The following is a 20860-nucleotide window of genomic DNA, read 5'->3' on the forward strand; positions in this document are numbered from 1 at the left end:
AAGATATATAGCAAGTGTATTTTGACGAAATTTAATTTCTAATGAAACATCTTTTAAAACTCTCCTTATTCATTCTAGGTCCATTCGTTTTGGCTCAAAGCGGCGTTATCTCAGGAAAAGTTATAGATTCTAACGATCAATTTTCGTTACCAGGAGCTACAATTCGCATCGAGAATTCCAATAAATATACTGTATCTGACCAAAATGGTAATTATCAATTTCTAAATCTTACGCCTGGTATTTATACCATTTATATTGATTATTTGGGATACGAAACCATTTCAAAACAAATAGAAGTTACCGAAAATAAAACAGCCGTTATTGATTTTTCTCTAAACGCAGGTTACAATGAACTAAATGAAGTTGTTATAGTTGGAGATTATTTAAAAGGGCAAGCAAAAGCATTGAATCAACAAAAAAATAACGGAAATATTACCAATATTATTTCTTCAGATCAAGTTGGTCGTTTTCCAGATTCTAACATCGGAGATGCGTTAAAACGTGTGACTGGAGTTACAATGCAAAACGATCAAGGTGAAGCCAGAAACATTATCATTAGAGGTTTATCGCCTGAATTAAATTCGGTCATGTTAAATGGAGATCGTATTCCATCTGCCGAAGGTGATAACCGAAATGTACAAATGGATTTGATTCCTGCGGAAATGATTTCATCTATCGAAGTGAACAAAACTTTGACACCAGATATGGATGCAGACGCAATTGGTGGAGCTGTAAATTTGATTACGCGTGCTGTTCCAAACAAAGAGCGTATTTCTATAACGGCTTCTGGTGGTTATGCACCAATTCGCGAAAAAGGCTTGTACAATTCAGCTTTTTTATATGGAAATAGATTCTTTGACAAGAAATTAGGTGTGGTTGTTTCAGGAAGTTATCAGGTTCAAAATTTTGGTTCGGATAATATCGAAGCAGTTTGGGACAAAGATGAAAATAAAACCTATTTGTCACAATTTCAGATTCGTAAATATGACATTCAACGCGTAAGAAGAAGTGCGTCTTTTTCGGCAGATTATAAGTTTAATGAAAACAATAGAATTGATCTTTCTGCTATTTACAATTGGCGTGACGACCGAGAAAATCGTTATAGAGTAACTTATCGCGATTTAGAATTTGATGAAAAAACAGGAACTTACAAAGGAAATATACGTCGCCAAACAAAAGGTGGAATTGATAATAACCGCAATAAAAATACGCGTTTAGAAGATCAACGTGTTTACAATGTTTCGTTACGAGGAGAGCATTTATTATCACCAAAAATGGATATGGATTGGGCTGTTTCTTACTCAAAAGCGAGCGAAGACAGACCAAATGAGCGCTACATTGATTATCGTGCAAAAGGTGTTACGTTTAATGAAGATTTATCTGATGCAAAATATCCAAATGTAACAACAACTTCTGCAGAAGATTTGACCAAATTCAAAGTTAGTTCGTTATCAGAACAGCACAATTATACAGATGAAACAGAATTTGGTGCAAAGCTTAATTTCAGAGTTCCCTTAAGTGTTATCCCAAATCAGAAAGGACGTTTACGTTTTGGTGGTCGCCTTCGATTGAAAGACAAAGAGCGCGAAAATATTTTCTATTCGTACGAAAGCATAGATGGAATGGGAAATTTGAGTACTCAAAATCCTGTAAATTGGTCAAGCAATCGTTTCAATGCTGGTAAAAAATATCAAGCTGGATATTTCTATTCAAATCATCAATTAGGAAATTTAGATTTAAACAATACAAATCTATTCAAATCTAACTTAGAGCCTTCTAAATATCTAGCCTCTAACTATAAAGCGAAAGAATATATTTCGGCAGGATATATTCGTTGGGATCAAGATTTATCATCTAAAACATCTTTAATAGTTGGTGTTCGTATCGAAAATACTTCGATAGATTATACAGGGAATTATGTACAAGATGAAGAAGATTTAATTGGAGAAATCAAGCACAAAAACGATTATACCAATGTTTTACCAAGTCTTTCTTTGAAACATAAATTTACAAATGATTTTATTCTGAGAGCAGCTTTCACAACAAGTATTGCACGACCAAATTATTACAGTTTAGCGCCTTTTGTAAGTGTTTTGAAAGAAGATGCAGAGCTTTTTGCAGGTAACCCAAATCTGAAAGCGACCTATGCCATGAATTATGATTTGATGGTTGAAAACTATTTCGAAAATATCGGAATTGTTTCGGGAGGATTTTTCTACAAAAAATTAAACGATTTCATCTATACCTACAAAAACAATACATTTACAACAAATGATTTCCAAACGCTTTTTCCTGACATAGCAAACCCAGTTCCTGCTGGAGAAAATTGGAAAATGACACAAGCTAGAAATGGAGATCACGTGAATGTTTTCGGATTTGAGGTAGCATTTCAGCGTCAATTAGATTTTATTCCAGGCGAATTTTTCAAACATTTGGGAATTTATCTTAACTATACATACACCGATTCAAAAGCGAAAGGAATTACCAATGAAGATGGTGATTTGAGAAAAGATCTTGATTTACCTAAAACAGCTCCACACATGTTCAATGGTTCGTTAGCATTCGAGAACAAAAAGTTTTCTGCACGTGTTTCGGTTAATTATACTGCCGCTTATTTAGACGAGATTGGTGGAAATGCTTTCGAGGATAGTTACTATGACAAACAATTATTTTTAGATGCAAATGCGTCGTATAAATTCTCGAAGCAATTACGAATTTTTGCAGAAGCAAACAATTTAACAAATCAACCTTTACGTTACTACCAAGGAGTTTCGAGTCAAACAATGCAACTCGAATATTATCAACCACGTTTTACTTTAGGTCTAAAGTTTGATTTCTAAACAATTATGAAAAAAATATTCATCACATTATCACTCTTCACTATTCTATTTTCTTGTGAATCCTCTAAACTGGCTCCAATTCCTACAAATGCAGTAAAACCAACTGTTACAACACAGCAAACACCAAATGATACTGATGATCCTGCAATTTGGATCAATTATCAGAATCCAGAAAAATCACTTATTATTGGAACAGACAAACAAGAAGAGACGGGCGGTTTATATGCCTATGATTTGAATGGTAAAATCGTGAACCAAATCGTTCCACTTAATCGTCCAAATAATGTAGATGTAATGTACGGTTTTCCTCTGAATGGAAAAAACATTGACATTGCAGTGCTTACCGAACGTGCAAACAATAAAATTAGAATTGTTTCGCTTCCAGATTTTAAATTGATTGACAATGGCGGAGTCGAAGTTTTCAAAGACGAAACATTACGAGACCCAATGGGAATTGCGCTCTACAAAAGCAAAAACAACAAGTTTTATGCAATCGTTGGTCGTAAAGACGGTGTAAGTGGCGAATACCTACATCAATATGCATTAGAAAACAAGAACGGAAAAATAGAAGCAACTTTAGTACGCAAATTTGGAAATTATTCGGGTAATAAAGAGATTGAAGCCATTGCTGTTGATGAAGAATTAGGCTTTATTTATTACGCTGACGAAACAGCAGGAATTAGAAAATATTATGCTGATCCAGAAAAAGGAAACGAAGAAATTGCATTTTTTGGGCAAAAAGATTTTAAACGCGACCACGAAGGAATTGCAATTTATAAAACCAATGCAACAGATGGCTATATCTTAATTTCGGACCAACAAGCAAATTATTTTAATGTATACAAACGACAAGGTGAAGCTTCAAATCCGAATGAACACAAATTGATTGCTAAAATCCCAGTTTCTACTATCGAATGTGACGGAGCTGATGCAATTAACTTCAATTTTGGAACTAAATTCCCAAAAGGTTTCTTTGTTGCCATGAGTAACGGTAAAACATTTCAAGTTTATGATTGGCAAATCATTCAAAACGAAATTGATAAACAAGCGAAATAATTAGACATTTAAACATAAAAAAATCCGAGTTGTTGACTCGGATTTTTTGGTTTTATGTAATCACATGTTTTGATAAAATGATGCTATCTATTATCTTAATTTGCGATGTAATAAAAGAATTCATCATCTATTTTTTTTGAAATCATTATTTCAAAAAGATGACTATTCATTTCAATATTTTTTGTTTTGGAAAAATAAAAACCATAAGAATTATCCGTAAATCCATCTATTAAAAAGAAAATTCCATTTTCAGTTTTTACAATTGAATAGATATTAATCTCAATCATCTTTTCTAAAATTTGTTTTTGAAGAGAATCAAAATTATATTTCTTTTCAATTTTAACTTTTGTTGAAATCGGAAAAGGTGATTTGTCTGGTATTATAAATGACCAATAAGAATCATTTTCTTTAAAAATGTTATCAATTCTTTGTAATGTATTTTGATTTAGAAATAATTGATTTTTACTTTTTCCAATTAATGATACTAATGTTTTAAATTTATTGATATTGTCATTCAAAAATGTAATATTTGAATTTTCATCAGTTTGTCCCTGTCTTAAGAATTGATTCGGTTTATCTCTTGCTTCAAATTCTGTTAATCCATATCGTTGTGAAAAACCACCCCAAAAGAAATTTGTAACTTCACTTGACGTTCTAATTGATTCTAAAGCCCATATCTTTTCATATTTAATTGGTCTTATATCCCATTTAGAAAAAGGTTTAGAAAACTCTAGATAAGTTTCAATTGCAATTTTATTATTTACAGTTATACTATCCAAGTAATTAAATAATTCTAAATCATATTTTTCAGTTTTGTTTAAATACTCTTGACTTAATAGTGAAATTGATAAAGCGGAGAAAAATATTGTAAAAATCTTTTGCATAGAATTTGGAAAGTTTCTGATTATCTAAATTAAACAAAATACTTAAACAAATCAGTATAATATTGTTGATTTGATTGATAACTTAATTCAAATCCGTCGTTTTTATCCAACCTTTCGTTATTCTATTTCCGTAAAATGTACAATAAGCCCAATTGCCTTCTATCCTATCAATGCTCACAAAGTCATTTTTAACTAAATAAGCTTTCAGTTTTTTATTTTCTAATTTCTCCGAATAAAAATAGGTTTTATCTGTCACCACATATTTTATTTGCTTCCATTCAGTTTTTTTCATCATATTAAACAAGACAGGCTCATCGGCAAAATGTTGAACATTCCAGCAACCTCCATGTTCACTAGAAAGCTTAATTCTTATTGCTTTCTCTCCAATAATTTCTATTTCTCCCTTTATTGCATCTTCTTTTTTATCTTCAGGATAATATGTCAATACAACAAATTTGTTATTTGTAACCTGCCCTTCTATGTAAAATATATATGAAAAATTAGGCCTGCTTGTTTTTTCATTCCAACCTGTGTAATCTTCAAAATAACCAGTTAGCTTTTTTGTTTTTTGGTCAAATGCTAATTTAAATCCAAATTCGTATTCTCCAGATTCTATAGTCTGACCAAACAAAAAATTTGACATCAAAAAAAGAGCAATTGTGATTAATATAGTTTTCATATAGCTTAGGATATTATTGTAAAAAGAAAATGACTACAAACTATCATTTATAACCATTCTTCTTCAACAATTCTAAATAATTAATCGTGTCAAAATCTAATTCTGATTGTTTATGATGTTCGCAATTGTTTACGATTATTGGAAATTGATTCATCGTATCCGCATCAGTCATAAGCGAATATGTAGGTTTTTCATTCATATAAGTTTCCTCAAAAATGGCTATTTTTTTATTCTCATCAATAAGGTAAATCTTAATCTTCCAATCCTCAGAACCCTTCAACTCAAATTCATATTTGTTTGAATCTACTTTCTTTTGTGATACAATTTTATTTGCAAAAGGTCCTTCCATCGTCCAATTAACTAAAGCCGAGTCATTTATTGCAATTTGATGATTAAGAAAATCACACGATTTATATACATAATAGTCGTTTTTGTACCTATGAAGTTGAATCCAATTCTTTATCTCCAAAATAGGTTTTTGAGATTGAAATGTAGCACCTTCCTCTTTCAATTTATTGTAAGAAAAGTTATAAGTATCATCATTCAAATAATTATAATTAAAATAAGAAACCTTCTTATAATCAACACTATTCTTGTTATTATCGTTATAAATAGATTGCTTACTACCTAATTTTTTGTCTTAGAAAATAAAAATAGTATCAGATGTTGTGCGTAGAATTTCATTCTCAGTAGTATTTTTATAACAAGAAAAAATCGTAAATAAAATCGAAGAAAGATAAAATAGTATCAGATGTTGTGCGTAGAATTTCATTCTCAGTAGTATTTTTATAACAAGAAAAAATCGTAAATAAAATCGAAGAAAGATAAAATACATGTTTCATTGACGCATTTTTTAAGGTTGTAGATGTTTAAAAAAGTATTCATAAGATTTAGTCAATACTCTTTCATTTACACTAATTTAAAGAAAAAAACAATATAAATAGCGATGACTAAATATTTCTACTTTTTCTATTGTACTTTAAATCCCATATTTTATTAATATAATGTAAATGTTTACGCAGTTTTTATTTGAACTGGGATATTCTGTATTTTACTTCTTCATTGGAATGATAATTTTCTTTATGTTTTTTTCCTATATTAAAACTTTCTTCATCGAAACAACTAACAATTGCTTCAATCAATGCTTTTCCATAAGTATGTTTTCTATAGCTATCAATAACATGAAAACCCGCAAATGTAATTTCAAAAATAAAATCTAAGTCATCTCCCTTTAAAGCAGACATATAAGAACTAATAAAATCAGCATATACTTTTAGTTCTTCAATATGAATTTGATAAAGTTCTTTTGGGAAAATTCTTTCATCTACATTCCAATCTATATTTGAAGTATAAGAAGAAAAATCTTTATTTACTTCATTTTTATAATTTTCTAATTCATAAATATTAAGCTCAATGAATCCATATCTGTCATGCCCCATCCATTTTTGCATTCCGTGACGCTTTTTTAAATCCCAATTAATAATTTCGTCATTTATTGAGAATAATCTTCTAGAATTATAAATCTGTCTGTTAATTCTTTCCATTTTGTAGAGTAAGAGTATTGATATAAAATTGAGTACAACGGAAAAAGTATTGACTAAATACAGGCTTTCAAAAAACTAAAAGTTCAGACCAAGCCAAGCCGATGCTTTTTCAGATTCTCTAAAATAAGAAAAATACTATATAAAAAACAACACTACGTAATTAGCTCAATTTTTTCTCTTGTACACATATTAACTGTGATTTTTTATTTCATCCCAACTTTTTAATTTTAGTTGCGTTTCTTCTTCTAAAATTTTAAAAAATCTACTCATAACCCAAGAATTTGGATAATTACCACAAGTAAATTCATTTATATTCATTCTTTTTCTTAGAAGAACTCTATCCCAAGTTTCAAAATTGTTTCCCGAAATTATTTGTGATTTATATGAATTAATAAAAGCCAATATTTTCTTTTCTTCTTCGGTCAAAATTTGCTTTGCCCTTTCTTTAAAAAATATAGCACCATCTATATAAGCTCGAATACTCGAAACTCCACGGATACAAAACAATTCAGGTCGTTCGCTTATTGCTTTTATTTGATCAATATCCAAAATCACTTTATCCTTCTCAACGATAGTAGAATATTCAATCGGATATGCTTTTTCATACTCAAATAGCAATGAATAAAATTTCAAAAAAAGTTCTTTTTCATCTTCCACACCAAAACCTAATGCCCAAGTCCAATTTTCGCTTAACGCAAGTTTAATCGAAGTCTTATTCTCTACAAACTCTCTAAAGCTCGGCATTTTTGCAAAGTCCTTATTTTCAAAATTTTTCTCCTCAATATTCTTTTCAAAGTTATTCCACATAAAACAATATAAAAGATTAAAATTTCTTTGTCCAATAAACGGATAAGGGTTATCATATATCTCTTTTAAGAGTTCTATTTCATGAATTGTTCGCATAAAATTGTTGTTAAGAGAAAAAGTATTATAAACTACATACAAAATTGTAAAATCTCAAAAGCAGCGGCGTGTAAATATTACAAATCTTTCTATTATACCTATAATTCCGCATTTTGCTAAGACAATTTTAGATGCAGCCATTTTAATTAGGACTTTTTTCTCGTTCTTTTATTCGTTTTTCTTGATATTCATTAATTTTTTTTACAGCATCCATAGTCAAAACAAATAGATTGTCTGTGTTAATATTCCAAATACTCATGTAATTTTTTGAAATCACGTTGTGTTGTTTCCAGCCAGTTGCTTTTCCATATAACATTAGCGTACAGATATCTGTTGCAGTAATAAAATCTCCTGTATCTGGCAAATGAGAATGCATAGTCATTTCAACTTCATCACCTTTTTTGTAATTGATTGGAATTATATTTTTGTGAAGAGCTTTAGCTGATTTTAAGTTGTTTTTTTTGTCAAATGTTAAAAGATAATCATTACCAAAGATAATAACACCATTCACTGAAGGTCCAGTTAATACGTATACTTTATTTTCTTTTTTATCAATCAATGGTATTAAATTCAAATTTGTATTTTGATAAGTTTTGAAAATCGTATCATTTTGAATGATATTTAATGCTTTATTTCTAAGCAAATAAATTTCACTTTCTCCTTGTGTTAAATATCTTTCAGTTAAATCAATATTTGCTTTTTCTAAATTAAAAGTATCATCAAATTTGATTGTTCCAATAATTTTTGGAGTTTCAGATTTTGAGAAAAAAACGTTAATATTTTCATCATTTTGAGTATAGGAAAAATAACCACCTATATTATCTCTATTTTGATACTTAGACAAAAATAAATCAGTTCCATGCCATGATGACATTTCCGATTTATAAAGTCGCTTTCCCTCTTCAATAATAGGTTTAGTTAATTTTTCAGTATTTTGACTATACGTTTTTATACAAATTAATAGTGACAAAAAATAGATAACTCGTTTCATTCGTGCGGTTGTTTTATGTTGTAACTAATGTTGTTTTTACGAAGTAAAATATAGTATAGTTTCGTGAAATATCCCTATGTCTACATTTCGTAAAATGTAAAACTAATTTACAAAAAAATCACAATCAAACCCTTTGTTGTGAAATTAAAATATCCCAAATTTCCTCCCACTTTCATTCGTGTTTTCTTCGACCGTTCTTCGACGAGAATGCCGTTTTTCCGAAGATTTGTCGAACAATGGTCGAATGATGGTCGAACAAGCTAAAAATCGACCAAAAACACGAATCTTATCTACCTATGATGAATAGAGGTTTAGCGAGGTTTTTATTTTGCTACAATACTATTATTGAATAAAAAGCAACCGGACAAAAGTGGACAAATGTGGACAGAAGCGGACAAATGTGGACACAAAATGGCGTTTTTGTAAATCGTGTTGTTTCTGTTGCTAACTTTATGAATATTAACAATAAAAACTTGCAATTATGGCAGAAATTAAAAAAGGAATCCTTGGTGGATTCTCAGGAAAAGTGGGAACTGTAGTAGGCGTTAATTGGCGTGGCAAAGACATTATTCGCAGTTTACCAAAAAAATCGAAAAAGCGACCTACTGATTTGCAATTGATGCAGCAGATCAAATTCAAGAAAGTGATTGGTTTCTTGCAACCAATTCGTCCAGTTCTTAATCTGTATTTTGGGAATAGAGTTGGGTTAAAATCGCGCTACAACATTGCGACGTCTTATACGCTGAGCAATGCATTGGACATGGTGAATGATTTGCCTGTTATTGTGTTGGAGCGTGTGTTGGTATCAAAAGGTGATCTGGTTGGCTTTTTGCAACCTACGATAGATACGGCTGGTGGGGATACTTTCCAAATGAATTGGGAAGATAATTCTGGGCAAGGCAATGCGCAGCCTTCGGATCTTGTGAATGTTATTTGCTATTGTGAAGAACTAAATTCGTTTGAAGTATTTCAAAATATTGAGAATCGTAATTCTATGATTATAGATATTGCTTTACCAACCTATTACAATGGCAAAAAGGTTAACTTTTGGGCGTTTCTGAATAGTGAAACAAAGGCGATGGCGAGTACCAGTATCTACCTTGGCGAGCATACAGTTGTATAAGGATAGTCATGAAATGCAGTTTGTTGATTGGAGTGATTTTTCGGTACAATACTTTAATTAACGACGTAGAAGAATGAAGAAAAATTGTATCGAAAATAGAATTTTATCTTCTAAAACCTTATTCTCGATACAAAATTCTAAAAGAATTTCACTCGAATTGACGGTTTAATTGCTAAAATTATCAAAATGCACAACGGATAACGTTAAAAATATTTTAGCCCGTATGATTTTTAAAATCTTTAATGATACAAATTACCTCAACATTAAAATCATCTTCGTATCTTCACATTTCAAACAACAAATAATGAAATTCGTTACTTTCTTAGAAAATCAGCAAGAAAAAGTAGGTCTTGTTTGGCAAGATGCTATCTATGATTTGACAAAAATTAATCACAACTTACCTTCTACTCTAATCGAAATCTTAGCAGATGACGAGTTTTCACTATTAATCTGTCAACAGATTACACACGAAATTTCACGTGGTGAATATAAAAATACGGTGGTAAAAGAACCACAAATTTTAGCACCAATACCTCATCCAGCAAGTTTTAGAGATGCGTATGCATTTCGACAACATGTAGAAACTTCTCGCTTAAACAGAGGTTTGGATATGATTCCTGAGTTTGATCAATTTCCTGTATTTTATTTTTCTAATCATCAAGCTATTCAAGGTCTAGGAAAAGTTTATGCAATGGAAAAACATTTCGATCGAATGGATTTTGAACTTGAGGTGGCTATTGTCATCAAAAAAGAAGGCATCAATATCAAAGCAGAAAATGCGGACGAATATATTGGTGGTTTTATGGTTTTAAATGATTTGAGTGCACGTGCATTACAAATGGAAGAAATGAAACTGAATCTTGGTCCAGCAAAAGGAAAAGACTTTGCTTCTATGTTTGGTCCATATCTAGTCACTCCAACCGAAATCGAAAAATATAAAGTTGAGCCTAAAGAAGGACATATTGGAAATTGCTATGATTTAGAAATGTCTTGTTCTGTTAATAATATCGAAGTTTCTCGTGGAAATTTCAAAGATATGCATTGGACTTTCGCGGAAATTATTGAACGTATTTCGTACGGTGTAAAACTTTATCCTGGCGATATTATAGGATCTGGAACTGTTGGTACAGGTTGTTTTCTTGAATTGAATGGCACTGGGAAACGTCAGAATCCAGCTTATCAAGAACAATGGTTACAACCAAATGATACCATCGAAATGTCTGTTACAGGATTAGGAAAATTAGTAAATTCTGTTCATCTTTATACCCAATAAACTCAACTTATGCAACATACAAAATCTTTTGAGCCAAATACAAGTCAATTTGATGACATTTTCAAACACGCCATTTCTCCACGCCCTATTTGCTTTGCAAGTACGGTAGATAAAGATGGGAATGTGAATTTGAGTCCATTTTCATTCTTCAATATGATGGGACAAAATCCACCTATTTGCGTGTTTTCACCACTTCGAAAAATGAGAGATGGATCGACAAAACATACATTAGAAAACATTTGGGAACACCCAGAATGTGTGATTAATATTGTCAATTATAACATGGTTCAGCAACAATCGTTAGCAAGTGTGGAATATCCAAAAGGTGTAAATGAATTTGTAAAAGCTGGCTTTACAGAATTACCTTCAGAGTTGGTAAAACCGCCTCGTGTAGCAGAATCTCCGATTCAGTTTGAATGTAAAGTGCGTGAAGTAATTTCTGTTACAGATCAACCAGGTGCAGCTAATTTGGTGATTGCTGAAATTGTGCGCATGCATGTGCAAGAGGATTTATTGGATGAAAATGATAAAGTTTCGCCTTATGATTTGGATTTAGTTGCTCGCATGGGAGGCGATTATTATTGCCGAGTTATTCCAGAATCTATCTTCGAAGTCGAAAAACCTACGCGTACAATTGGTTTGGGAATAGATCAACTTCCAGATGAAGTAAAGCATTCTAATTATTTAACTAGTAACAATTTAGGTCAATTAGGAAATGTGGAAAAATTACCAACTAATGAAATGATTCGTAATTTCAAAGAGCAATTGACAGAACGATTAGATATTCAGAAATTTAAATCTGCAGAAGTACGTCATCAAGTTGCAGCAAAACTTTTGGAACAAGGTGATGTAAATGGTGCGTGGTATTGGTTGTTAATGAAAATTTAGACAATGAGTAAAACTGCATTGGTTTTAGGAAGCTCAGGTTTAATTGGTTCTCTTCTCTTAAAAAAGTTATTCAATCATCCTGATTATTCTACTATTGTCACAATTGTTCGAAAACCTCAACAAATCAATGATCCAAATTTAATTGAAATCGTAACTGATTTCAATTCAGAAATTAATTTAGATGAAATTGAGCAAATAGATTCTATTTTTTCGTGCTTGGGAACAACTCGAAAAAAGACGCCTGATTTAGATGCTTATCATAAAATTGAAGTCGATATTCCGAATCAATTTGCAAAGCTTGGGAATCAAAAAGGATTAACTAAGTTTCATTATATTTCGGCAGTTGGTGCAAATGCGAACTCGTCTAATTTTTATTTAAAAATGAAAGGCGAAGCCGAAAAAACTTTGCAAAAGAATACTATCAAACAATTATTCTTATATCGTCCATCTTTGTTAATTGGTAATCGAGCGGAATATCGTTTGGCTGAGAATATAAGTGCAAAAGTTTTTCCTTTAATTAATTTCTTTTTGCGAGGAAGCCTATCTAAATATAAATCAATTGAAGCTGAAAAAGTTGCACAATCACTTATTGAAAATGATTTGCATTCAACATCAAATAAAGTTTCAATTTTACATTACAACGAAATAATTAATTCAATAAATACAACACAAAGATCATATTAGCCGTACTCCTACCTTGGTTATCATTCATTTTAAGAGGAAAAATAATACAAGGCGTTATTTGCTTAATCTTACAAATCACCTTAATTGGATGGTTGCCCGCAGCAATTTGGGCTGTTGCGTCACTTTTGGACGGAAGAAACAAAGCAAGGATAAAAGAATTGAATAGATGATAAATCAATATAAAATAGCAAAAGATAACATTAACTTGTACGTCACTTTAGAAATTAATCCTTCTAAAAGGAGAAAATTCTTTTTGTTCTTTTGCATTTTATTGATGATTTCAATTCCGATTAGTTTAATCACAATAATTGATTCGGATCCACAAAATTTCATTGTTCCAATTTCTATAATCAGCTTCCTTATTTTCTATTTTATTATTCGATATTTTCTGTGGAATATTTATGGAAAAGAGAATATTATTATAAATAATAAAACAATTAGTTATAATCGAGATTTTGGTTTATATCAAACAAAATATTCTTCTATGAAGTATTCAAAATTAGATTTTGCAATTCAGAAAATTAAAAATGAAAATGATTTAGATGTTGGAGATTTAGTTTTCATTGATTATTTAGAAGATTCTCAATTACCAGAAGTTATTTTTCAGACTTCGATATTAATACCAATTAAAGATTTAAAGAAAATTCAACAAGAAATTGAATTGCATTTGTTTGATATTGACAAAGATAAATTAGCAGGGAATTATATTGTTTTCTCGCAGAATTGAAATAATTTTTAATAAAAAGACAACTAATTAAGTTGTCTTTTTGCGTTATTTACGTTCATAATAATTTAAGACTTTATCTTCTTTTCCATCATTATTTTTATCACGATATTCTATCAGCTCCAGCGTATTTTCATCTACTTTTTGATATTTGTACACAGTTGTTATTCTTGTACCATTAGTTAAACTAAATTCGTTATTACTTTCATTTACCATTTAATCTAGTAAATTCAATAATTATAGTGAGTTTTTTGAAGAATTTTCGAGATAATTTAGCACTATCAAAATAGAAAAGTAGATGAAAAAAATAATGGTTCTAATGGTTTGTAGTCTTTTGGCTTCTTTTGGAAATGCACAAGAATATACAACTAACAATCTTATAATAAAACAAGGAAATAAAACATATACTATTAATGAAGCTGATCAAATAATTACGCTTCGTCCTGAAGAATTTAGTATTGAATATCTAAATAAACCTTATCAAGAGAAGAAAAATCTGTTTTATGCTGCACAAGCATTAGTAACTGATAGTTCGGCTGATGTTAATTTTCAAGAAGGAATAAAAATAGAAAGCATTCCATATTTTGAATCTGGTAGTGGTTTTGCTGCAGAGAAAAACCAAGTCATATATTATCCGTTTTTATCGTATGATGGACATCAATATTTATATTATGTTTCAAATAATGAAAAACGTGTGGATAAAATTGGAACATCAGGAAATTGGGATATCTACAAATGGACATTAAAAGGTGTCTATCAATACGACGCTGAAATGGATTGGAATATTTACGACAACGATCAAGTACATATTGCTTTAATTATTGATCGAAATTTAGACGGAATTCTTCAAAAGGGTGAATTCTTTAACATTCATATTAATTTTAAGAAATAACAATAACCTATACCTCAACCTACCTCAACTTATGTGTAAACTAAAACAGTCTGCGGATTGTTTTAGTTTCTTTGATTCTACAAAAGACATTATATTAGCTCAAATAAACTCAACATCACAATATGTTAAAAAGTAACAGTGCTTTAAAAATTCATTTTTTCCAACTTATAGTCATCATTTTATTTGCTATTAGTGGAATTTCTAATGCACAAGAAGTACTGATTAATTTTGAGAATCAATATAATAAAACAGCTCCTAATTCTATTGAACGATACGAAATAACAGGAAAATATGCGCAAGCTTTATTGTTTAATAATCAAAAAGAAAAAGCTTTCGCTGTTTTGAAACAAAATATTTCTAGCGCCGAAAAACTGAGTGACGGAAAATATGCTGCATATTTACATGCTGTTTCTGCAATGAATAATCGTATTGATGATAATTTGAGTGCAACAAATTATAATTTGCAAAAAGCAATTTATTACAGCGGACGCACAACTGATTATTCAACAAAAGGATATGTTAAATATTGCGAAGGATGGTTGAATTTAAGAAACAATGAAGACTCTAAGGCTGTAAAAAACTTTATTGATGGTCTTAAATTTCTAGATAAAGCTACTGTTACGCCAACTGTTCTTACACGAATGAGTTCTATTTATAACGAATTGACTGGAATTTATTCGAGATGGGATGATTATGAATTACAAGAAAAATACAGCAAACTTGCTCTAGAAGTAGCACTTAAACAAAATAATCCTAATTTAATTTTTGCTTCTTATATGTCGATTGGATACATGTATGAGCAAAAATTTATGCAAAACGAGAAAAATATTTTAGTACGAGATTTAGCCGAAAAATATTATACTAACGCCATAAATACGTATTATAAAAACAAAAATGAAATGGCTACCGCAACAGACTTGTCGTTTGTAGCTATTAATCTAGCCAATTTATATCTTCAATTTTATCCCAAAAACTATCAAGGAAAAGTTATCAAATATGCTTATTTGGCAAAAGAGATTGGAGAACAAAATAATCAATCCGATCACGTTGCCGCCGCCAATGGTATTTTAGCAGAATTATCTTTGCAAAATAATGAAGTTTCTACTGCAAAAAACTATTTACTTAATTCGCTTATAAAAGTTCATGAAAATACAATTCCAGACAAGAATATTCTACTTTCGCTGTATTTGAGTTTATCTGATATTGAAGATCGTGAAGGAAATTACAAAGAAGCCTTGCGTTATTATAAATTGTACACTTCCACTTACAAAGAAATTTATGATAACGAGCAAGCGCAAATCAGTAAACGTTTGGAAGCTCAGTTTGATAAAGAACGTCAACAACAACAAATGATTCGTTTGCAATTAGAAGCCGAGAAAAAAGAACAACAAATTCAACTGATGCATTCATTAGGAATTCAACAAGAACAAGAATTAGAAAATTCTAGATTAAGTGAAGAATTTCAACGTAAGCAATTAAAATTAACCAGATTAGAATCTGATAAACGTTCTCAAGAATTAACGATTTCTGAACAAAATTTAAGGCTTTCTAAACTCGAAAATAAAAATAGAAAAGATGAATTGGTTAATTATATCACCGAACTTAATTTCAAGAATAAATTAAACAAATATTACATTTTCTCTATCATCTTCTTTATTGCTTTACTTGGATTATTGCTTTATGCTTTAAAACAACGTAACAAACATCTAAAGCAACGTGAAGAATTATACAAGTTGGAAATCGAACAAGAACGTCAAAATTCTAAAATATCCACTTTAACGGCTCTTCTTAATGGTGAAGAACAAGAACGAGCTCGTCTTGCACGTGATTTACACGATGGTTTGGGCGGTTTACTTTCTGGAACAAAAATTCAGCTCACTCATTTAAACGATAAAATTGACGATCATTCTAAAAAGGACATGGCAAAATCTATTCAACAATTAGATGGAGCTGTTGATGAATTACGTCGCGTAGCTCATAATTTAATGCCAGATTTGTTGTTGAAATATGGTTTGGAAGAAGCCTTAAAAGAATATGCAATCCGAATGTCGAATGAACAATTGGATATTGATGTTCAATTTTTGAGCTATACGAATTCACTTGACAAAGAGCATCAATTATTGGTCTATCGTATCATTCAAGAATTAGTAAATAATGCCATTAAACATGCACATGCAACACAAATTATCATTCAATTTGTTGAAGATGAAAACAATTATTCTGTCACTGTAGAAGATGACGGGAAAGGTTTTGATATGAATAATACAAAACTAACGCAATCAGCAGGTTTACATAATATTCAGTCGCGTGTCCAATTTTTAAAAGGACAATTAAATATACATTCAGAAATCGATTTAGGAACAAGTATAGAGTTCCAATTTCCTAAAATATAACTTATGATAAAAATAGCAATCACAGACGACCATCCATTATTATTAGAAGGTTTGCGAAATATTTTGAGTAATCAACCAAATTTACAAGTGGTCGATTGTTATGCTTCGGCTCAACAATTACAAGAAGCTTTAAAAACCACAGAAATTGATATTCTTTTATTAGATATCAATTTATCGGACACTAATAGTATTGAATTGATTAAACCTTTCAAGAAAAAATATCCTGAAATGCACATTATTATGTTGAGCGTGCACAATGAATACGCTGTGATTAATAGTTGTTTGGAAGAAGGTGCATCTGGTTATATTCAGAAAAACGCTTCTGTTGATGAAATATTAGAAGGAATTAATTCTATTTTTGATGGAAAGAAATTTCTTTGTTCGCAAACCAAAAGTGTGATGAGCAAAAAAGAAAAAGATGGTTTGAATACGATCCCGAAATTGACACGTCGCGAAAAAGAGGTTTTAATTGAAGCTGCGCAAGGATTAACAACACAACAAATTGCAGATAAATTATTTATCAGTACACATACAGTTGACAGCCATCGTAAGAATTTGATCGAAAAATTTAAAACATCAAATTTAAGTTCGGCAATCACATCAGCCATAGAATATGGATTGATTTCAAAACCTTAAAAAATACCTATAAATAGGGATATTTTAATTCTAAAATTTTCATCAATTTTGAAAAAGAAATAACAACCTATATTTCAACCGACTAAACAACCCAAAATAAGATTACTAACCAATTCTTATTACCTTAACTACATTCTATTGAAAAATCGCTTAGTTCTCTACTTAAGCGATTTTTTTATTACAAATTAGCTAAAAGTAGTGACCTCTTCCTTCTTTATTTTTTGCAATTTTGATAAATAGTTATTAAAAATAAATCATTATTAACTAAGCTAGTAAGTGATTCTCCTAATTATTTAAATTATGAAAATAGTACTGTTGTTTTTTTCTTTAGTTATTATATCATGTAATAAACTACAAACAGAAACGGATAAAATTTCAATTGATAAAAATTGGGAAATAGAAGGGTTAAAATTAAATCAATCAACAATAAAAGATTTTGAAAATTTTAGTAAAACAAAACATATCACATTCGAGAAAGATTCGATTCAAAACAATTATCAAACAAATGATACTTTAGAATATTGCGGAAACGATTACAATCTATATACTATTACCTACAAATTCTCTAACAAATCATTAGGATTGGATTTATATTTCGAAAAGAATAATTTTTATGATTCAACTTCATTCAAAAAATATGAAGTTTCAAAACTAGATCAAGTCAATTTTCAAAACGATTTTTCACGTATAATCTCAAAATCTGAATTAAATAAAGCATTCAAATATGACAAAAACACTAATAGTTACTTAGATAAGTTCAATCAAAAATACGTTTCTCTTAAAGTTAATACACTTGATAAAGAAACGTATGAAATCAAAGCTTTAAAAGTTTACCATAAATAATTTATCAAAAATGAAATTATTATATATATTGATGTTATTCCCTTTTTTGAGCTGTTCAGCACAAAACAAACTGAAAATAGAAACCATATTAGCGGCTCCTGCCAGAGTAACTGCGCAAAATACTGAAACGGGCAGAATCTATTCACAGTCAAGATACGTACCCCAAACAGCTCGTTTGGAACATGCTATTTTAATGCAAAATCAATCGGATAATAAACTAATTTTTCAATTACAAGGAAATATTAGTTCTGGTGGACTTTCTATCAATAAAGTTAAAAAAATACGTTTCGAAAAATCTGAACCAATTGGAGATTCCATCACATTAAAATATTTTACAGAAATTGTCAATATTGCTGGAAAAGAAGGTGCAACGGTACAAGGATATAATTATTCAAAAATGGAATCATATACGATTCCGAAAAATGCGAAAGTAATTAAAATTGAACTGTATGAAGATCGCGTCACGCAACGCACAGGTTCAAAACTTCCGAAATTGAAACTTGTAGCTGAAAAATCATTTGATTTGTCTACTAAGAAGAATATCACAAATCCAAACTAACAACCATATGCTATCATCTGCAAACTTAAATATAGAAGGCGCTTTAATCTCTCTCGTATTAATGCTATTTTTTGGATCAGGAATCTTATATACCATCCTTGCACTTATTGTCAATACTATACAAAATAAACCGAAAAAAAGTACTTATTATTTTGTTTCGTTTCTAATAAGTGGAATTGTTGGACTATTTGTAAGTGCAGTGATTTTAATAATTGTATGGACAAAAACAGAGATTTAACAAGTCTTAATTATATTAGTACTTATTTCATTAACGACATAACAAAAACACTATTAAATACATAACTTTCAATTATTTAATAAATTATAAATATACGATAATCAAAAAATGATTTGATTTGAAGAATCTATTTATAGAAGATTTAATTTTAAACTTACTAAATTTGATCAAAACGTAAAAAACTCTATTTTGAATATCGATTTGCAATTGTTTGATCCAGAAAATTTTAACAAAAAAGATATTTCTTCTCCTTATTATTTTATTGTGATCATGGATGGAATGGCTAATTTTTCAATTGATTTTAATGAATATTCAACTACAGGAAAAACCTTGATTTTTCTTTCGCCATACCAATTGTTGCAATGGAAAAAAACAGCTTTTACGGATGTAAAAATTCTTAAATTTCATGGGGATTTTTATTGCATCGAATACCACAAAAAGGAAGTTGCTTGTAATGGAATTTTGTTCAATTCTATTTACGAAACACCTTTTGTTAGAGTTTCTGATCCTATATATGAAGAAATTCAATGGATTATTGATAAGTTTAAATCTTTACAAAACCTCGAACTTTCATACAATGTCGCAGTTTCTAAAACCTATTTGCAACTCATTTTGGCTTTGAGTAGTCGAGAAAAACAAATTCAGAACGAAACAAATTCTACCAAAATAACCGATTCGTTAAACTTTTATAATCTTCTAGAGAATAGTTTTATTAACGAAAAATCTGTTTCGTACTATGCCGATTATTATCATTTATCTGTAGATGCATTTAGTAAAAAAATCAAGAAAAATTATGGAAAAACTCCTTCAAAATTAATTCAAGAAAGATTGATTTTAGAAGCAAAAAAAGAAATTCATCTCACCTATAAAAGCATCAAAGAAATTGCTCGTGATTTAGGTTTTGAAGATGAATTTTATTTTAGCCGTTATTTTAAAAAAGAAGTAGGTGTTTCACCAAAAACTTTTCGAGAACAAGTTGGAGTATCAATTGTAGCTAAAAAATCCATTGAATAACCTTTTTTGTCCATTCATTTGAAGATTAATTGGCTGTAAATTTGTGATTTAAATATATAATATTATGAATCACTTTCTTTTATTTTTCGCGAATTCTTCTCAAAAATTTGTTCATTTTCTTCGAATTGCAATCGCTATTGTGATGATTTGGATTGGTGGCTTGAAAGCTTTTCAATACGAAGCCGATGGCATTGTTCCGTTCGTAATCAACAGTCCGTTTATGAGTTTCTTTTATCAAAATGTTCACGAAACTTCGGTAGATGAAAACGGAAAAACGGTTGCTGCTTATACTTTATATAAAAATCCAGAAGGAAAAACAGTTCAAAAAAATATTGATTGGCATACAAAAAACAGAACTTATGTGTTTTCCTATGGTTTAGGAGCTGTGATTGTAGGAATCGGAATATTAGTTCTATTGGGAATATGGTTTCCGAAAATAGGTTTTTGGGGAGGATTATTAACCTTCGGAATGTCCATTGTGACGCTTTCATTTTTAATTACGACTCCAGAAGTATATGTACTTAATTTGGGAGGCGACTTCCCTACTCCACAATTCGGATTTCCTTATTTATCAGGTGCTGGAAGATTAGTAATAAAAGATATTATCATGATGGCAGGTGGACTAATTTGTACTTCCGAAGCAGCAAAAAGAATATTAAAAAGATAGTCTATAAAAAATGGGAAAGATTAATTGCT

23 protein-coding genes are annotated in these 20860 nt (G+C 30.1%); 15 read left to right on the forward strand and 8 right to left on the reverse strand.

Translation table 11 applies throughout. From position 1 onward, the window contains the following. Positions 1 to 41 precede the first annotated feature (41 nt). A complete protein-coding gene (locus tag FH779_RS09505; protein WP_180904485.1) occupies positions 42 to 2840 on the forward strand; it encodes a TonB-dependent receptor in 2799 nt (932 codons plus the stop codon). Between the two features lie 6 nt (positions 2841 to 2846). Then, complete coding sequence (locus FH779_RS09510; RefSeq protein WP_180904486.1) at positions 2847 to 3896, forward strand: phytase; 1050 nt, start codon at positions 2847 to 2849, stop codon at positions 3894 to 3896. A 95-nt stretch (positions 3897 to 3991) separates the two neighbouring features. Here FH779_RS09510 and FH779_RS09515 read toward each other — a convergent pair whose 3' ends face one another. From FH779_RS09515 to FH779_RS09545, 7 genes are all read right to left on the reverse strand, one after another. Further along, on the reverse strand, positions 3992 to 4780 hold the full coding sequence (locus FH779_RS09515) for a hypothetical protein (RefSeq protein ID WP_180904487.1): 789 nt from the start codon (positions 4778 to 4780) through the stop codon (positions 3992 to 3994). An 82-nt stretch (positions 4781 to 4862) separates the two neighbouring features. After that, entirely contained in the window at positions 4863 to 5459 is a 597-nt protein-coding gene (locus FH779_RS09520) for a hypothetical protein (protein WP_180904488.1), read from the reverse strand. A 43-nt stretch (positions 5460 to 5502) separates the two neighbouring features. Next, on the reverse strand, positions 5503 to 6006 hold the full coding sequence (locus FH779_RS09525) for a hypothetical protein (protein WP_180904489.1): 504 nt from the start codon (positions 6004 to 6006) through the stop codon (positions 5503 to 5505). A 151-nt stretch (positions 6007 to 6157) separates the two neighbouring features. Further along, positions 6158 to 6301: a hypothetical protein gene (locus tag FH779_RS09530; RefSeq protein WP_180904490.1), complete on the reverse strand. Its 144-nt coding sequence runs from the start codon at positions 6299 to 6301 to the stop codon at positions 6158 to 6160. A gap of 183 nt (positions 6302 to 6484) precedes the next feature. After that, entirely contained in the window at positions 6485 to 7003 is a 519-nt protein-coding gene (locus FH779_RS09535; RefSeq protein ID WP_180904491.1) for a hypothetical protein, read from the reverse strand. Between the two features lie 189 nt (positions 7004 to 7192). Continuing rightward, a complete protein-coding gene (locus tag FH779_RS09540) occupies positions 7193 to 7906 on the reverse strand; it encodes a hypothetical protein (protein WP_180904492.1) in 714 nt (237 codons plus the stop codon). Between the two features lie 142 nt (positions 7907 to 8048). Beyond that, a complete protein-coding gene (locus tag FH779_RS09545; protein WP_180904493.1) occupies positions 8049 to 8897 on the reverse strand; it encodes a hypothetical protein in 849 nt (282 codons plus the stop codon). Positions 8898 to 9378: 481 nt separating this feature from the next. Here FH779_RS09545 and FH779_RS09550 point away from each other — a divergent pair, with 481 nt between their 5' ends. The 6 genes from FH779_RS09550 to FH779_RS09575 all read left to right on the forward strand — a co-directional run bounded on the left by FH779_RS09550 (position 9379) and on the right by FH779_RS09575 (position 13592). Further along, on the forward strand, positions 9379 to 10020 hold the full coding sequence (locus FH779_RS09550) for a DUF6266 family protein (protein ID WP_180904494.1): 642 nt from the start codon (positions 9379 to 9381) through the stop codon (positions 10018 to 10020). Positions 10021 to 10324: 304 nt separating this feature from the next. Further along, a complete protein-coding gene (locus FH779_RS09555) occupies positions 10325 to 11293 on the forward strand; it encodes a fumarylacetoacetate hydrolase family protein (RefSeq protein WP_180904495.1) in 969 nt (322 codons plus the stop codon). Positions 11294 to 11302: 9 nt separating this feature from the next. After that, on the forward strand, positions 11303 to 12181 hold the full coding sequence (locus FH779_RS09560; RefSeq protein WP_180904496.1) for a flavin reductase family protein: 879 nt from the start codon (positions 11303 to 11305) through the stop codon (positions 12179 to 12181). 3 nt (positions 12182 to 12184) lie between these two features. Beyond that, complete coding sequence (locus tag FH779_RS09565; RefSeq protein ID WP_180904497.1) at positions 12185 to 12865, forward strand: NAD-dependent epimerase/dehydratase family protein; 681 nt, start codon at positions 12185 to 12187, stop codon at positions 12863 to 12865. Positions 12866 to 12909: 44 nt separating this feature from the next. After that, the gene (locus FH779_RS09570) at positions 12910 to 13035 is read left to right on the forward strand and encodes a hypothetical protein (RefSeq protein ID WP_244958057.1); all 126 of its coding nucleotides are present in this window, start codon (positions 12910 to 12912) and stop codon (positions 13033 to 13035) included. Next, entirely contained in the window at positions 13032 to 13592 is a 561-nt protein-coding gene (locus FH779_RS09575) for a hypothetical protein (protein WP_180904498.1), read from the forward strand. Before FH779_RS09570 ends, FH779_RS09575 begins: the two co-directional genes overlap by 4 nt. A 45-nt stretch (positions 13593 to 13637) precedes the next feature. Here the strand turns inward: FH779_RS09575 and FH779_RS09580 are convergent, their stop codons facing one another. After that, positions 13638 to 13805: a hypothetical protein gene (locus FH779_RS09580; protein ID WP_180904499.1), complete on the reverse strand. Its 168-nt coding sequence runs from the start codon at positions 13803 to 13805 to the stop codon at positions 13638 to 13640. A gap of 82 nt (positions 13806 to 13887) precedes the next feature. Between FH779_RS09580 and FH779_RS09585 the strand changes: the two genes are divergently transcribed. The 7 genes from FH779_RS09585 (at position 13888) to FH779_RS09615 (ending at position 20831) form a co-directional block, all read left to right on the forward strand. Continuing rightward, positions 13888 to 14481 carry a hypothetical protein gene (locus tag FH779_RS09585; protein ID WP_180904500.1) on the forward strand — a complete coding sequence of 198 codons (594 nt, stop codon included), beginning with the start codon at positions 13888 to 13890 and terminating at the stop codon, positions 14479 to 14481. 122 nt (positions 14482 to 14603) lie between these two features. After that, on the forward strand, positions 14604 to 16874 hold the full coding sequence (locus tag FH779_RS09590; RefSeq protein WP_180904501.1) for a sensor histidine kinase: 2271 nt from the start codon (positions 14604 to 14606) through the stop codon (positions 16872 to 16874). Between the two features lie 3 nt (positions 16875 to 16877). After that, positions 16878 to 17510, forward strand: a complete 633-nt coding sequence (locus FH779_RS09595; protein ID WP_115000421.1) for a response regulator transcription factor — start codon at positions 16878 to 16880, stop codon at positions 17508 to 17510. Positions 17511 to 17810: 300 nt separating this feature from the next. Continuing rightward, a complete protein-coding gene (locus FH779_RS09600; RefSeq protein WP_180904502.1) occupies positions 17811 to 18353 on the forward strand; it encodes a hypothetical protein in 543 nt (180 codons plus the stop codon). A 10-nt stretch (positions 18354 to 18363) separates the two neighbouring features. Further along, positions 18364 to 18912 (forward strand): hypothetical protein, encoded by a 549-nt coding sequence (locus FH779_RS09605; RefSeq protein WP_180904503.1) that lies wholly within the window; start codon positions 18364 to 18366, stop codon positions 18910 to 18912. A 427-nt stretch (positions 18913 to 19339) separates the two neighbouring features. Next, complete coding sequence (locus tag FH779_RS09610) at positions 19340 to 20164, forward strand: AraC family transcriptional regulator (RefSeq protein WP_244957940.1); 825 nt, start codon at positions 19340 to 19342, stop codon at positions 20162 to 20164. A gap of 64 nt (positions 20165 to 20228) precedes the next feature. Then, entirely contained in the window at positions 20229 to 20831 is a 603-nt protein-coding gene (locus tag FH779_RS09615) for a DUF417 family protein (RefSeq protein ID WP_180904504.1), read from the forward strand. Positions 20832 to 20860 lie beyond the last annotated feature (29 nt).

This window comes from Empedobacter falsenii (assembly GCF_013488205.1).
Classification (GTDB): domain Bacteria; phylum Bacteroidota; class Bacteroidia; order Flavobacteriales; family Weeksellaceae; genus Empedobacter; species Empedobacter falsenii_C.